Source organism: Paenibacillus sp. J22R56, from assembly GCF_056269375.1.
The window spans coordinates 1-14,385 of sequence record NZ_JBWDNV010000005.1 but is presented as its reverse complement, the minus strand read 5'-3'; the positions used below and the strand labels follow the sequence as shown (position 1 = coordinate 14,385).

General features: G+C 46.5%; 13 protein-coding genes and 1 riboswitch. Of the genes, 7 read left to right on the top strand and 6 right to left on the bottom strand.

Going from position 1 to position 14,385, the window contains the following annotated elements:
- Window positions 1-2 precede the first annotated feature (2 nt).
- Entirely contained in the window at window positions 3-1,583 is a 1,581-nt protein-coding gene (locus AC0YNT_RS13035; RefSeq protein ID WP_475804972.1) for a SagB family peptide dehydrogenase, read from the top strand.
- A gap of 62 nt (window positions 1,584-1,645) precedes the next feature.
- Here the strand turns inward: AC0YNT_RS13035 and AC0YNT_RS13030 are convergent, their stop codons facing one another.
- The 6 genes from AC0YNT_RS13030 to AC0YNT_RS13005 form a co-directional block, all read right to left on the bottom strand.
- Window positions 1,646-2,338, bottom strand: a complete 693-nt coding sequence (locus AC0YNT_RS13030) for a hypothetical protein (RefSeq protein WP_475804971.1) — start codon at window positions 2,336-2,338, stop codon at window positions 1,646-1,648.
- A 250-nt stretch (window positions 2,339-2,588) separates the two neighbouring features.
- A complete protein-coding gene (ptsP, locus tag AC0YNT_RS13025) occupies window positions 2,589-4,343 on the bottom strand; it encodes a phosphoenolpyruvate--protein phosphotransferase (protein WP_475804970.1) in 1,755 nt (584 codons plus the stop codon).
- A 9-nt stretch (window positions 4,344-4,352) separates the two neighbouring features.
- A complete protein-coding gene (locus AC0YNT_RS13020; protein ID WP_475804969.1) occupies window positions 4,353-4,613 on the bottom strand; it encodes an HPr family phosphocarrier protein in 261 nt (86 codons plus the stop codon).
- A 96-nt stretch (window positions 4,614-4,709) separates the two neighbouring features.
- Window positions 4,710-6,155: an N-acetylglucosamine-specific PTS transporter subunit IIBC gene (gene nagE, locus AC0YNT_RS13015; protein WP_475804968.1), complete on the bottom strand. Its 1,446-nt coding sequence runs from the start codon at window positions 6,153-6,155 to the stop codon at window positions 4,710-4,712.
- Window positions 6,156-6,180: 25 nt separating this feature from the next.
- Entirely contained in the window at window positions 6,181-6,669 is a 489-nt protein-coding gene (locus tag AC0YNT_RS13010) for a PTS sugar transporter subunit IIA (RefSeq protein ID WP_475804967.1), read from the bottom strand.
- Between the two features lie 46 nt (window positions 6,670-6,715).
- A complete protein-coding gene (locus AC0YNT_RS13005) occupies window positions 6,716-7,579 on the bottom strand; it encodes a PRD domain-containing protein (protein ID WP_475804966.1) in 864 nt (287 codons plus the stop codon).
- Window positions 7,580-7,980: 401 nt separating this feature from the next.
- On the opposite strand from AC0YNT_RS13005, the gene AC0YNT_RS13000 reads away from it, so the two are divergent.
- The 6 genes from AC0YNT_RS13000 (at window position 7,981) to AC0YNT_RS12975 (ending at window position 14,053) form a co-directional block, all read left to right on the top strand.
- Window positions 7,981-8,739, top strand: a complete 759-nt coding sequence (locus AC0YNT_RS13000; RefSeq protein WP_475804965.1) for a glycosyltransferase family 2 protein — start codon at window positions 7,981-7,983, stop codon at window positions 8,737-8,739.
- A gap of 14 nt (window positions 8,740-8,753) precedes the next feature.
- Window positions 8,754-9,521, top strand: coding sequence for a glucose-1-phosphate cytidylyltransferase (gene rfbF / locus AC0YNT_RS12995; RefSeq protein WP_475804964.1), 768 nt, complete (start codon window positions 8,754-8,756; stop codon window positions 9,519-9,521).
- A 3-nt stretch (window positions 9,522-9,524) separates the two neighbouring features.
- The gene (locus tag AC0YNT_RS12990; RefSeq protein WP_475804963.1) at window positions 9,525-10,421 is read left to right on the top strand and encodes an NAD-dependent epimerase/dehydratase family protein; all 897 of its coding nucleotides are present in this window, start codon (window positions 9,525-9,527) and stop codon (window positions 10,419-10,421) included.
- 205 nt (window positions 10,422-10,626) lie between these two features.
- Complete coding sequence (locus AC0YNT_RS12985) at window positions 10,627-11,682, top strand: LLM class flavin-dependent oxidoreductase (RefSeq protein WP_475804962.1); 1,056 nt, start codon at window positions 10,627-10,629, stop codon at window positions 11,680-11,682.
- An 84-nt stretch (window positions 11,683-11,766) separates the two neighbouring features.
- Window positions 11,767-11,931: riboswitch (FMN riboswitch) on the top strand.
- 126 nt (window positions 11,932-12,057) lie between these two features.
- Window positions 12,058-12,990 (top strand): DMT family transporter, encoded by a 933-nt coding sequence (locus AC0YNT_RS12980; RefSeq protein ID WP_475804961.1) that lies wholly within the window; start codon window positions 12,058-12,060, stop codon window positions 12,988-12,990.
- Window positions 12,991-13,066: 76 nt separating this feature from the next.
- Window positions 13,067-14,053 (top strand): Gfo/Idh/MocA family protein, encoded by a 987-nt coding sequence (locus AC0YNT_RS12975; RefSeq protein WP_475804960.1) that lies wholly within the window; start codon window positions 13,067-13,069, stop codon window positions 14,051-14,053.
- Window positions 14,054-14,385 lie beyond the last annotated feature (332 nt).

Here is a 14,385-nt window from a genome sequence, read left to right as displayed (position 1 = left end):
AAATGAGTCTGAAGGCATTTTTGCACCAACTGCAATACGACCCTGACAAAACGAAACCACAAGATGTGGAGGTTGATTGGGAGGACGCGCCTCTGCCGTATAAGTTATATCGTCATTTGCCTGTATTTCCTCTTGCTTCCGATGTTCCGCTAGAACTAACGGGAAAGCGTGGGCAAGAGAAAGCAACCCTTCGAGATATCGGGTATTTTCTTTGGTACACCTTCGGTCTGGCACAGCTTAGTCAATCTGTTATGGAGCAATATACGGGGGAGGCATGGGAAAGCTCATTGCAGCTTTGCAGACGATTTGCTCCTTCAGGTGGAGGTCTTTATCCGAGTGAAATGTATTTGTATTTGAAGCTGGAGGAATTGCCTTATGGGATTTATCATTATGATGCGGCTCATCATCGTTTGATCTTATTGCGTGAAGGTCAATTTGATTCCTATGTGGGCAAAGCCTTAGGTAATCGCTGCGAAGTAACAAGCTGCTTCGCGGTTGCTTTTGTTTCGACTGTATTTTGGAAAAACTTTTATAAATACAATAATTTCTCGTATCGTTTGCAGGGGCTGGACGCAGGTTTGTTAATAGGCCAGCTGCTTGAGGTGGCGAAGCGTTTTGACTTTGAGGCGGGAGTGTACTTTCAGTTTCTTGACCGTGCCATCAACCATTTGCTTGGATTATCTGAAGCAGAGGAAAGTGTATATGCTGTAATTCCACTTGTGGTAGATTCAAGCATTGAATGGTTCCGCAATGACATTAGCAATAAAAATCGGATGTCGTCAGCAGAATTATGCAATGAGCTTCCAATCATTAAGCACGATCACTATATGCGTTCAAAAAAAGTACTGGACTATCCAATGCTGACCAAGCTGAACGAAGCGTCCATACTGGGTTCCACCCTTTCATTTAAACAGCTAGGAAGGGAGCAAAAGGTAGTCTATCAAAGCGATAATTACACTTTGCCTCAAGTAAATAGACTGACGTATGATTTAGCAGAGGTGTGCAGGCAGCGTTATTCGCCTGAAAATGAATTTGTATTAGAAGCAGTGAGTCAGTCGGATTTAGCGGCACTATTGCAAGAGATTATGATTTCCTATCACTATCGAAATGATCTGGATGGTTCGATCCGCAGTCCAATGCCTCGCGTAAAACTATATGGCTGCTTTTATGGCGTTGAAGGAATTCGTAATGGTGCCTATCAATATGACAATATAGCACATGCGTTGCAGCTTGTTAGGGCTGGTGATCAAAGGCCATGGCTTCAGAATGGGATGTCCTTGGATAATGTGAACTTATTCCAGGTACCGCTGAGCTTCCATGTGACGGGCGATCTGGGGCATCATCATGCCGAGCTTGGTTACCGCGGCTATCGGATTCAACAAATGGAAACGGGGATGTTGGTTCAGCGCTTGCTGCTTGCTGCCTGTGCATCCGGAATGGAAGGACGTCCGCTGCTTGGATTTGACGTTAATTCCATGAATGAGCTTTATGGATTGACCCCGCTCAGACAAACGAGCTTGATCCAAATCCCGATCGGACCCTGTCGGGGTCGTTCGCGGCTTGAGGGCAGTTTATCACAATAAATGATTTTGAAATAAAAGAGTAGATTGAATGTCATTACCATTCAATCTACTCTTTTATAATATTAACCTTCAGGCTGATGAAATTCTGCCTTCTTTTGCAGTTCACCAGTTGGCTGGCAATTGACTGGGTAATGCAGGTGATGATGAACATGCATCATAGGATGGAACCAAGCATGATGATAATCTAATGTATCGAGCTCCCATCCATCGTGATGATGATCGAAGAGCATGTGCTCATCCCACATTTCATGCATCATCGGATGATAGTCATGCATCGGATGATAGTCATGCATCATTGGATGGTAGTCATGCATCATTGGATGATAGTCATCCATCATTGGATGGTAGTCATGCATCATTGGATGGTAGTCATGCATCATTGGATGGTAGTCATGCATCATTGGATGATAGTCATCCATCATTGGATGGTAGTAATGCATGTGGTGGAAGTCGTCGTACATGTAAGGAAAGTGATGCATCTGACTAACATCAACGCAGCAATGATATGAGGGGGGAGCTGGCTGCTCTTTAACAGTTTGAGGTCCCAAATTTTCCTGGTTAGGGCTTGATTGCAGTTGAGGACTCCAATTGACCTGATTCGGGCTTGATTGCAGTTGAGGACTCCAATTTTCCTGATTTGGGCTTGATTGTATCATTTGATGTCCCCAATTGGCCTGATTCGGGTTTGTTTGCATTTGTTGGTGATACTCAGGCATAACAGCCGATTGTGGCATAAAAGATTGGTTGCGTAACATGGTGTGCCTCCTTTTTATTATACTCTACAATATGCTTTGAACGAAAAAAGGGCACTTATCCCTATAAAATAGGCTGTAACCCTAAGTATGTAAGAATAGGACGAATGGCTGTGATATGATCTATTTTCTATATCAATCTCTGTTTTTAGCGAACCGCGGTAATCGGAAATAAAATAAGTCAAAATCCCGATCAGAAATTCTGATCGGGATTTTCGTCAATGATGATTGGTTGAAAGTCGTCTTTTTATTTTTAAGCCATAAGTTCCGGAACCTGTAGTTCTACATAAGTCCGTACCGCCTCTGCATCGTCCATATCAAGCACGGCTTCTGCAAGAGCGGCAAGCTTCGAACGATCGAGACGAGAGAGGATAGCCCGGGCAGGGAGGACTGCAGAAGCACTCATACTGAACTCATCCAGGCCCATACCAAGAAGGATAGGAAGGGCGATTGGTGTGCCGGCCATTTCACCGCACATGCCAACCCACTTGTTCTCTTGATGCGCTGCCCGTATCACTTGATGGATCAGACGTAAGACAGGAGGGTGTAGAGGATCGGATAAATAGCCAAGCTTCGGATTCATCCGATCTGCCGCCATCGTATATTGCACGAGATCATTGGTCCCGATGCTGAAGAAGTCGACTTCACGCGCGAAACGATCAGCCATCTGAGCAGCAGCTGGAATCTCAATCATAATACCGGCTTCGATCTGTTCGTTAAAGGCGATGTTCTCGTTTTTAAGCTCTTCTTTAGCTTGTTCGAGCAACGCCTTAGCTGCACGCCATTCACCAAGAGTGGCGATCATCGGAAACATAATTTTCAGGTTGCCGAATGCACTTGCTCTTAAGACGGCTCGAAGCTGTGTCTTGAACAGATCAGGACGATCTAGACAAATCCGAATTGCCCGATAGCCGAGGAACGGATTGTCTTCTCTCTCGAGCTGAAGGCTTGGAAGCTCCTTGTCGCCGCCGATGTCCATCGTCCGAATGACGATTGGAGCATCTTGGCCAAATGCTTCTGCCGCTTCTTTATAAGCTGTGAACTGCTCATCCTCGGTCGGCAGATCAGGACGGCCCATATACAGGAATTCTGTACGGAAAAGGCCAACGCCTTCGGCGCCGCGCTCCTGAGCTTGGCGAGCATCTTGCACAGAACCGATGTTGGCAACGAGCTCAACCTGGTGACCGTCCGCACTAACGGAAGGTTTGCCGCGGAATTGGTCCAGCTCTGCGCGTTGATTCACCGCATGCTGCTGCAGCGACTGATAACGAGCGAGTTCTTCTGCTTCAGGTTCGACAAGAACAATCCCTGCAGTACCATCTACGATAACTAGCTGTCCATCCTCTATCTGAAGTGCAGCATCACCAACGCCAACGATAGCAGGAATACCAACGGATCGAGCGATGATGGCAGAGTGGGAGGTTCGTCCTCCGGCTGCCGTTACAAATCCGCCAATAACGGAAGGGTCAAGCTGAGCCGTATCCGATGGAGTCAGATCAACGGCGAACAAGATGGACTTTTCAGTTGATCCAGCTGCCGAGGTTTGAACGGCCTCGGATTCAGTGCTATTGCTAAGTTTACGGATTACACGACGGCTGACATCACGAACATCTGCCGCACGTTCCCGCAAATACTCATCGTCAAGAGCGGCAAGCATCACAGCAACTTCTTCGCCCGATTCATTCATGGCAGCCTCTGCGCTGTAACGTTGTCCTTTAATCCGCTCCTGCGCAGCTCCGATTAACTCCTCATCTTCAAGCAGCATCAGATGCGCTTCGAAGATTTCGGCTTCATTCTCACGGCCATCCGCTTTCATCTTCTCGAAAAGCTCTTCAAGCTCGCCGCGGGCAGCAGCTACTGCAGAATTGAACCTGCTAAGCTCGGCTTGTTCTTCTCCCGCATCGACATAAGTTACGCCTTGCGGGATGGTCTCTTCACGGAGGATGACCGCTCGGCCGATTGCATAACCTTCCGATGCGGCGATCCCTTTAATCTCGGTTGCCATCATAACTGCCTCCTACTCTGCTTCCGCAGAAGCTAGAACAGCACCAATGGCGTCAACCGCTGCTTCAGCTTTCTCTCCTTCGGCACTAACCGTTACCGTATCATTTTGTTTGGCGCCGATCGAGAGCACGTTAACCAGGCTTTTCGCACTTACTTTGCGTCCGCCTTTCTCGATATGAACCGTACCTTCACACAGCTTTGCTGCTTCAACAATTTTTTTAGCAGGACGGGCGTGAATGCCCGTCGGGTTTGCAACTACGTATGATTTCTCCACTATAGATCCTCCTAAAAAGAATTGCCACTAATGTGGCTTACCTCTAGCCATATCTGGCGATTCTTACTTCGAAAGCATTCTCTAATTACATGTATCTTACATGCGTTTTTTAATTTGTTCTTTCAAACGTTCCGATTGTGTACCAAAAATAGCCTGAACGGCACCTTTGCCAAGACGCATTACGCCTGCTGCGCCAAGCTTTTTGAGCTCTGCGTCATTTACGGCTTTTTCGTCTTTTACGATCAAGCGAAGGCGGGTGATACAAGCATCGATGCTCTCGATATTTCCGGAACCGCCAAGTGCGGCAAGTACTCTGCCTGCTTTATCGTCGGCGTTAACGACTTCACCACTGCCTTCTTCTTCCTCGAGGACATCATCTTCACGTCCAGGTGTTTTCAAATTTAGCTTCACGATAACGACGCGGAACAGGACGTAATACACAATAGCGTATACCAGACCAATTGGAATAATCAACCAGCCCTTCGTTGACAGCGGATAGTTGATCGCGTAATCAAGGAAGCCTGCCGAGAAGCCAAAGCCATGGTGAATACCAAGCTCAACAACCAGCCATGCACTGATACCGGTCAATACGGCGTGGATGATATAAAGTACTGGTGCTACGAACATAAAAGCAAATTCAAGCGGCTCTGTAATACCTGTCAGGAAGGAGGCAAGAGCCGAGCCAATAAAGATGGAAGAGACGAGCTTGCGTTTTTCCGGTTTAGCTGTGTGAATGATCGCAAACGCTGCAGCCGGAAGGGCGAACATCATGATTGGGAAGAAGCCTGTCATGAACATGCCCGCAGTTGGATCGCCTGCGAAGAAGCGATGCAGGTCACCATGAACAACATTACCTGCTGCATCTGTGTAATCACCAATTTGGAACCAAGCGATTGCATTAATAACGTGGTGCAGACCAAATGGAATAAGAAGTCTATTCGCCGTCATAAACAGGAATGCGCCAACTCCGCCAAGGTCTACAATCCAGCGGCCGAACGTATCGAGCCACGATTGGACAGGTCCCCAGATCAGACCAAAGATTAGACCTACGATAACCATTGCGAACGAGGTAACAATCGGTACAAACCGCTTGCCGCCAAAGAAGCCGAGCCAGTCCGGCAGTTTGATATCATGGTATTTATTATAAAGGTAAGAAGCAACAAGACCTGCAATGATACCGCCTAGCACGCCCATATTAAGCGTCGTGTCTTTCTCAACAAGTCCCGAAAATACAGTAGGGATTTTGCTAAGCACGTTGGTGAGGACGAGGTAAGCAATTACGGCAGCGAGTGTCGCAACCGCGTCACCGGCCATCCCAATCGCAACACCGATGGCGAAGATCAGAGGCAGGTTGTCAAAGATCGCAGATCCGCCTGCAGCGAGGAACGGGGCGATATATTGGTTCAGGAATTCACCGAAGTTACCAAATCCAAAATCTTTGACATAATCGATATTACCAAAGCGTAGTAACAGAGCTGCCGCAGGCAGTGCTGCGACAGGAAGCATTAAAGATTTACCGATTTTTTGCAGAAATCCGAGCATCTTATCTCACTCCATGTTCATTAGTTTATGTTTTCATAACGACCGTAATGGTATCCGGATCACCGGCTTTTACCGTCTTATAGGTGCTTTCCACTTTCTCTGCACCGTCTTCATTCGCCACGATAATTGGCGTTACAACCGGATAACCCGCGCTGCGGATTTTGTCCAGGTCGCATTCGAGAAGTGCTTGACCAGCTTTGAAGGCATCCCCAGTCTTCACGAGTGCTCTGAAGCCATCGCCGTTCAGCGCCACGGTGTTGATACCGACGTGAATGAGCAGCTGCAGTCCTGATGAATGCTCAATAATCAAGGCATGATGCGTATCGATCAGATGGCTTACGGTTCCGTCGAAAGGTGCAATGACCAGACCTTCAGTAGGCTCGATCGCAACGCCGTCACCCATTAAGCCTTGTGCGAATGCTTCGTCCGGCACCTCGCTAAGTGGAACAACTTTACCGCTGATTGGTGCAGCTACGCTTACAGCATTATTTGTTTTTTTGCCAAACCATTTCATATGATCTACTCCTTGCTATCCATGTTTAGTCATGTTGTCTGTATGTTTAATTGTCTGCATCTACTGACCGGAATAACCGATACAAGTGCATGGCGAGGTAACCAACTTCATCGGGAGAGACTGTAACACTAAGTCTTTCTCCAATCATTTGAGCAATTACTTCCGCCTGACGATGCTCAGTAGGTATCTTGTCTCTAATCTCTGCAGCGAACGGATTGGCTGACTCTTTGCTTTGCAGAATGCGTTCCATCATGTACCTAAGATGCATGATCAGCCTTGCGTAATCAGAGCTTTTCCTCTGCAGAGGTACTCCGCGCCATTCTTCAATTCGCTCAACGATCTCGTTCATCAGCTCCGTTAGCTGAACAAGCTGTCCCGCTGTTACGGACCCTGCTGCTGAATACACGTGATACGTTAGAAATCCAACTTCATCTTCAGGGATAATGACGTCGAATTTCTCGCTAATCATCTTGGCTGCTTTAGCTGCAATTTTGTACTCTTGGGGATAACACATTTTCGTTTCGTATAGAAAAGGATTGACGATTTCCATGCCATTTCTTAACCGGTAGACGACAAACTGGATATGACTTGGCAAGGCAAAATACACTTTTGGATCGACAGGTGTCCCAAGCCTTTCCCTAATCTCATCAATGATCTGTTCAGAGATGTGAACCACATCCTGATCCAGCTCCTCAAGCAATGAGTGGTATTGCAAGGCTTTGTCACGGTCGTCCAGCCGGTAACGCTTCTCAATTCGTGGGTCCTCCGCATCGATATGTTTTTGGCCTTTGCACGAGAAGCCGATGCCTTTGCCAAACAGCACATATTCTCTCGATGAGTTCGGTTCCATCGTAAGTATGACATTGTTCCCAACAATCCGATCGATCCGAAGCAGCCCCGTAAGTCCCACGCCAATCCCTCCTCTCAGTAGTAAATTCCCCATTTTGAGCACAAAAAAACCAAGGAAAGAGACCGCCGTATTACGGGCGGATACTCTCCTTGGCTCATGCCTAGTCGGACTAGTAACATGCCAAAAGGCTTGTTATATATTTGGCTCGATATCACTATAAAACATGGAACCGTTTACGTCAATTGAAAAATATTCAATTGTCTTTTTCCTTCACAATGATTCACTCTATCGGAAGTTCAAGAAGGGTCTGTAATGATAACGCTTTCTCTGGCCGTCAAATCCACGCTTAACTAGGAGCTTTGGAGAACCCCTTCTAATCGGATTTCATATAGTAGTAGATAGGAAGTATCGCAGATTATGTGAAGGTAGTTTAATAGAAACAGATCCTTGGGGGTGAAAAGATGACAACGGTTATTTCTCATTTCTACAATGAAGAATATTTGCTGCCTTGGTGGCTCATGCACCATGTCCCTTTGTTTGATCATGGTATATTAATTAACCGAGGTTCTACGGACCGATCTGTAGAGATTATCCAGAGGATGGCGCCCCATTGGGAAATTCGGAATTCAAGGGTGCTCGATTTCCATGCGGTCGAGGTCGATCGTGAAGTCATGGATATAGAGAAACAGGTATCAGGCTGGAAAATGGTGCTGAATACTACGGAGTTCCTAGTCAGTCGCCAGGGGAAGCAGCTATTCCCGGTCCTGGATTCGCTAGGTGGGAAGATGTACTCCATCCGAATCATTACGATGGTTGATCCTCCCGGCTATTACGGCGATCCCGTTTACTCTAAGCCGCTTGTAACGCAGCGACATCACGGTTTATTTCCTCCCGATCCAAATGTGATGTTTATTGGAAGATACATTCATAAATATGAGAGCGGAGAATACACCCCGGGAAGGCACTGGACAAAAAAACCTTATCAGGTATTGGTCTATCCTGCATTCGTGTTTAAATTTTCATTCAGCCCATGGAATGACGCCATGCTTAAGAGGAAGCTGCAGATTGGTCCAACCTTAGCTAAGGAGTTATTGATCCTAGGCATGGGCAATCACCATCTTCTGAACCGTCAGGAACTTGAATTTAGCTATTTGGCTTTAGCGAATATTACAGCGGATTTGCGAAAAATACCTGAATACCGGATGTTAAGGCTTAAATAGAAAGTGGTGATACGATGAAAGCTGTCATTCTGGCAGGCGGATATGGTACAAGAATCGGCGAGGAGACTCACCTTATCCCAAAGCCAATGATTGAGATCGGCGGACAACCAATTTTATGGCATATTATGAAGCTTTACAGCTATTACGGTATTCATGATTTTATCATATGCTTAGGATATAAGGGGCCAGTCATCAAGCAATATTTCGCCAATTATCATTTAATGATGTCGAACGTTACCTTTGATTGGAGAAATCATGAGACGATCTACCATACGCGCCATACTGAGCCATGGACCATTACTCTTGTTGATACGGGAGAAGGAACCGAGACAGGAGAAAGGGTAAAAAGAATCGCTTCTTACGTTGGAGATGAAACGTTCTGCCTTACCTACGGTGATGGGCTGAGTGATGTGAATATCACAGAGGTGATTGCTTATCACAAGAAACAAGGGAAACTGGCAACGGTAACGGCTGTCCAACCACCGGGCCGGTTCGGATCACTGCAATTGCAGGATCGGTCGGTGAAGGAATTTGAGGAGAAGCCGGCGGGGGATAACGGCTGGGTAAACGGCGGTTTTTTTGTGTTGGAGCCAAATGTATTTGACATCATTGATGGTGACCAGACCGTATGGGAGACGGATGTTCTCGTCCAGCTAGTGAAACTTGATCAGTTCTCCGCTTATCGGCATAAAGGCTTCTGGCAGCCGATGGATACGCTCCGTGATAAGAAAAAACTGCTTGATCTGTGGGAAAGCGGTTCAGCGCCGTGGAAGGTGTGGTAGAAGGTGCATAAGGTAGCGGTTACCGGTGGTACTGGGTGGATCGGTCGATATGTTGTAAACCAATTGCTTGCCAAAGGTTATGAGGTTCATGCCACCTATAGACGGTCGCCGCTTCCATTTGTCGGCGGAACCTGGCATCAGGTGAATTTACTGAGTGGAGAGGAAGCCATTAAGTTTATTGAAAAGGTAAAGCCTGACTCGCTTATTCATCTGGCTTGGGACGCGGTGCCGCCTCATTGCTACCGTTCTTTATCTAATTATGAATGGACAAGGAGCAGTATGGCGCTGATTCATCATTTTGTCCAGTCAGGTGGTCAGAGAGTAGTTGTGGCTGGTACTGGAGCAGAATATGTATGGGAAGAAGGGATTTTGTCAGAGACAACCTCTCGTGATTCGTATACCCATGCATACGCGGCCAGTAAGAATAGTCTTCGAATCTGGCTGCAATCTTACGCCGAAATGGCAGGATTTAGTGCCGCATGGGGGAGAGTGTTCCATCTATACGGTCCACATGATCCAGGAAACCGGCTTGTTAGTACAATAGTTAATGCTTTATTGAAGAAGGAAGAAGCATTCTGCAAATATGGCGGAATATATCGGGATTACTTATATATTGAGGACGCAGCAGATGCGCTTGTTGCCTTGTTGGAAAGCCGTTGCCAAGGTGTTGTTAATATAGCTTCCGGAAAGTCTGTCCAATTACAGCAGCTCGTAGGCTTAATAGGAGAACAGATGGGGGAAGATAGTCTCATTAGATTCGGAAAAGATGAGCCAATTGAGCCTCTATTCATAGGGGCGGATGTCACAAGGCTGACGAATGAAGTACAATGGAAGCCAGGGTACACACTAACTGAAGGGCTCAAGCGAACAATTCAATGGCATGCCGCGCAGATGGAGTAATCCTTATTCTGCATCGCCTGCACGGAATTGGCCGCTTCTTTTTTTGCGGGTTTGCTTGACGAAAGCTGTAATATTAGGCACAATTACTTATAAAGGTTACTTACTATACGTATATAACTTACTTTACGTATTTGGATAGGAACGGAAGCATGGCTAATCATTAGATGATGTCATCACGTTTAGCTTTGCTGAGGAGGACATTCAGATGGATTCATCACGGAATAACGGACAATTTGAATTTGGTATTTATACACTAGGTGATCTTGCGGTTAATTCCGAAACCGGGGAATTAAAAAATGCCGGAGATCGCATGAAAGAAATTATTAAGGCTGCAATTATCGCTGATAAAGCGGGGATTGATGTATTTGGGATTGGTGAACATCATCGGCTGGACTTTGTTCTCTCCTCACCTCCGGTTGTATTGGCGGCGATCGCACAGGCTACATCCCGCATTCGACTAACGAGTGCAACAACGGTCCTTGGAACTGCGGATCCAGTCAGAGTGTTTGAAGACTTTGCTTCGCTTGATCTCATCTCGGATGGACGAGCGGAGATTATCGCCGGACGCGGCGCTTATATTGAATCTTTTCCTTTGTTCGGTTACGAACTGGATGATTATAAAGAGCTGTTCGCAGAGAAGCTGGAATTAATGAATCAGCTCAATTTATCTGAACGAGTTACATGGAGAGGCCGACTTCGGACTCCACTGGATGAAGCGGAGATTGCACCACGTCCGGCACAGCCAAAGCTTCCGTTATGGGTTGGTGTTGGCAGTACGGCAGAAAGTGCAGCTCTCGCAGGTAAACAAGGGGCAGGTATGGCACTTGCGCTGCTTGGGGGAGAACCGTCTAAATATAAGCATTTGGTCGATTGTTATAGAGAAGCGGGCATTGCTGCTGGATATCGGCAGGAAGAATTGCGAGTTGCCATTACCGGACATTGCTACGTTGCGGAGACGACAGAGCAGGCATTGGATGAATTCTTCGTAGGTTATAGCACCTATTATTCGCAGTTTATGGGTGGCAAGGACAGTGGAAAGCCTCTTTCGCGAGAGGAGTTTGAAGTGATTGCCCAGTTTCTTGCTATAGGCAGCCCTAAGCTGATTGCGGAGAAAATTATTTCACAGCATGAGCTGTTTGGTCATTCCCGGTTTATGGCTCAGATGGACATCGGTGGTATGCCACTGTCTCAAGTCATGAATTCGATGGAGTTGTTGGCCAAGGAAGTAGCTCCTCTCGTTAGAGAGGCATTAAAGAAATAAGCTGCTTCCTAAATCTTACTATTCACACTAGACAACTCGGATAAATGGCGTTATACTCAATCCAATCAATTAAAAAAATGGAATAAGGATCTTCGGGGCAGGGTGTAATTCCTGACCGGCGGTAAATGCTTATCTATCTATTAAGAGGTGAAGGCAAAGCCCGCGACTCCCTGAGCTGACTTTCGGCAAGGGGACTGACTTGGTGGAACTCCAAGGCCGACGGTATAGTCCGGATGATAGAAGATCACTTGATTAAGCTTGCAGAAGGCGGGAAACCGTTCGAATGCATGTTTATTTAAGTCGGCCCCGATTCGCGCGATAAGCGTGATTCGGGGCTTTTTTGCTCTCGTCCTGTATTCAGAAGGAGTAATTAAGATGAACAATGTTACCGCATCACCAATGATTCGGACAAAAACACCAATCCGGGCAGAATTCTGGCTGGTCGTACTGGGGGCAGCGCTATGGGGCGTTGATCCGGTATTTCGTATTATTTTGCTGAAAACACTCACTTCCACACAAATCGTATTACTGGAGCATGTGATCTTGTTCCTTGCGGCAGCGCCTGTATTATGGAAACATCGTGCAGAGCTGCGAGGAGTCCGACTCCGTCAACTAGGTGCTTTGCTCTTTATTTCTTGGGGAGGCTCGGCGCTGGCGACGATCTTGTTCACGCAAGGGCTTGCGCACGGAAACCCCAATGCCGTACTGCTCTTGCAGAAGCTGCAGCCTTTGTTTGCCATCGTGTTGGCAAGGGTGCTGCTGAAAGAACTGCTGCCAGCAAAGATTGGACCACTGCTTGTAATCGCACTTGTTGGAACATACTTGCTTACGTTTGGCTTTACGCTGCCATTTGGCCATATGAACGAATTTGTTCAGGTAGGCAGCTTGTTGTCACTTGGTGCAGCTGCATTATGGGGCGGCTCAACGGTAATGGGACGTTACCTGCTTGGCAGCATGAAATATGAGACGGTTACATCGCTTCGCTTCATGCTGGCATTACCTTTGTTATTGGTTATTACTTGGTCCGAAGGGGCCGCATGGAAGATGTCCGAAGGAAGTGATCTTGCGGCTGTTATCGTCAATTTGCTGCTGCAAGCACTGCTGCCGGGACTTCTTAGTTTGCTTGTTTATTATAAAGGGTTAAGTGTGATTAAAGCGTCTTATGCAACCATTGCCGAGCTTAGTTTCCCGATGGTAGGCGTACTGCTCAACTGGACAGTATTTGGGCAAGTGATTACAATGGCGCAACTTGTTGGCTTTGTATTTATATGGTTTACGTTATTTTTCATTTCGAGACAGCAGAATTAAGGACTGGATTCTGAGTCTTAAACCGCTTTCATATCAGCTGAAATGCTGATATACTGCGGTTGGAGGTGTAGAAATAATGGAAAATAAAACGATAAAATGGGGTATTCTTGGAGCAGGCTGGATTGCATCCCAATTTGCCCGTGACTTGGCACATGCACAAGATGTGAAGCTTACTGCAGTTGGTTCACGTTCAAAGGAAAAGGCTGATGCTTTTGCAGAAAAGTTCGGCTTTGCGCGTGCCTATGGCAGCTATGAAGAATTAGTTAATGATGCTGAGATCGATATTATTTATGTAGCAACGCCTCACCCTTCGCATAAAGAGCATGTACTGCAGTGTCTGCGTGCAGGCAAAGCAGTCATTTGTGAGAAGCCGTTTACGGTAAATGTGAAAGAAGCAGAGGAAGTTGTACAGTTCGCCAGAGAGAATAAGATTTTCTTGATGGAAGCTATGTGGACAAGATTCCTGCCAGTTATCCGTAAAGTCCGCGAATGGATTGCTGAAGGCCGAATTGGCGAGGTACGCCTGATTAAAGCAGACTTTGGCTTCCGTACAGGAGTGAACCCTGAAGGACGATTGTTTAACCCGGCACTTGCCGGCGGCGCGCTCCTTGACGTTGGTATTTATCCGTTATCCTTTGCTTCTATGTTACTTGGTGCGAATCCAAAGCAAGTATTAAGCACTGCGCAGCTCGGTGAGACTGGCGTTGATGAGGAATGCAACATCCTTTTATCGTATGAGGGTGGTCAAACCGCGATGTTGAGTTCAGCGATCAGGCTGAATTCAGGAAGCGACGCCTACATAATTGGTACTGCAGGTTCAATTCGTGTTCCATCCTTCTTTAATGCGAAAACTGCGACCATTACTGCAGAAGACGGAACGGAAGAGACGTTTGCTGATGATCGTACAACACTTGGTTATGTTTATGAAGCAGAGGCAGCAGGACAATATCTGCGCGAAGGGAAGCTCGAGAGCGATATCATCTCACTGGATGAAACGCTGCAACTGATGCGTATGATGGATGGTATCCGTCAGCAATGGGGACTTCGTTATCCATTTGAATAATAAATATTATAGGTTACAATGACACTGTTTCAGCTACTGAAGCAGTGTTTTTTTATTTTGAAGTGGATCACAATCTTATCAGCAGGTTGTGGAATTGTCGTGCAAACACATTAGATTGGATTTTATACAACCATAATTGTATGCCTCAACTGCTATAGCTTCTACGTTGGATTTCCGGCTCGACCCCTTAAATCCGGAGTATCTCCGACCAAATAACGAATTTACGTAGCCATGCTCATTATTTCAGCAATTTACATGGCTCTATAGAACATACTTCGATCCTCCAGCTTCATTACCCATTCGGAAAACTTTGCTGGAGGCATCAATTTCAA

Excerpts from the sequence above, each read along its gene's own strand:
- nagE (WP_475804968.1), bottom strand. The coding sequence starts at position 6,155 with ATGCTCGGATTTCTGCAAAAAATCGGTAAATCTTTAATGCTTCCTGTC.
- ptsP (WP_475804970.1), bottom strand. The coding sequence starts at position 4,343 with ATGATGGCAACCGAGATTAAAGGGATCGCCGCATCGGAAGGTTATGCA.
- AC0YNT_RS12975 (WP_475804960.1), top strand. The coding sequence starts at position 13,067 with ATGGAAAATAAAACGATAAAATGGGGTATTCTTGGAGCAGGCTGGATT.
- AC0YNT_RS12980 (WP_475804961.1), top strand. The coding sequence starts at position 12,058 with ATGAACAATGTTACCGCATCACCAATGATTCGGACAAAAACACCAATC.
- AC0YNT_RS13000 (WP_475804965.1), top strand. The coding sequence starts at position 7,981 with ATGACAACGGTTATTTCTCATTTCTACAATGAAGAATATTTGCTGCCT.
- AC0YNT_RS13010 (WP_475804967.1), bottom strand. The coding sequence starts at position 6,669 with ATGAAATGGTTTGGCAAAAAAACAAATAATGCTGTAAGCGTAGCTGCA.
- AC0YNT_RS13035 (WP_475804972.1), top strand. The coding sequence starts at position 3 with ATGAGTCTGAAGGCATTTTTGCACCAACTGCAATACGACCCTGACAAA.
- AC0YNT_RS12985 (WP_475804962.1), top strand. The coding sequence starts at position 10,627 with ATGGATTCATCACGGAATAACGGACAATTTGAATTTGGTATTTATACA.
- AC0YNT_RS13030 (WP_475804971.1), bottom strand. The coding sequence starts at position 2,338 with ATGTTACGCAACCAATCTTTTATGCCACAATCGGCTGTTATGCCTGAG.
- rfbF (WP_475804964.1), top strand. The coding sequence starts at position 8,754 with ATGAAAGCTGTCATTCTGGCAGGCGGATATGGTACAAGAATCGGCGAG.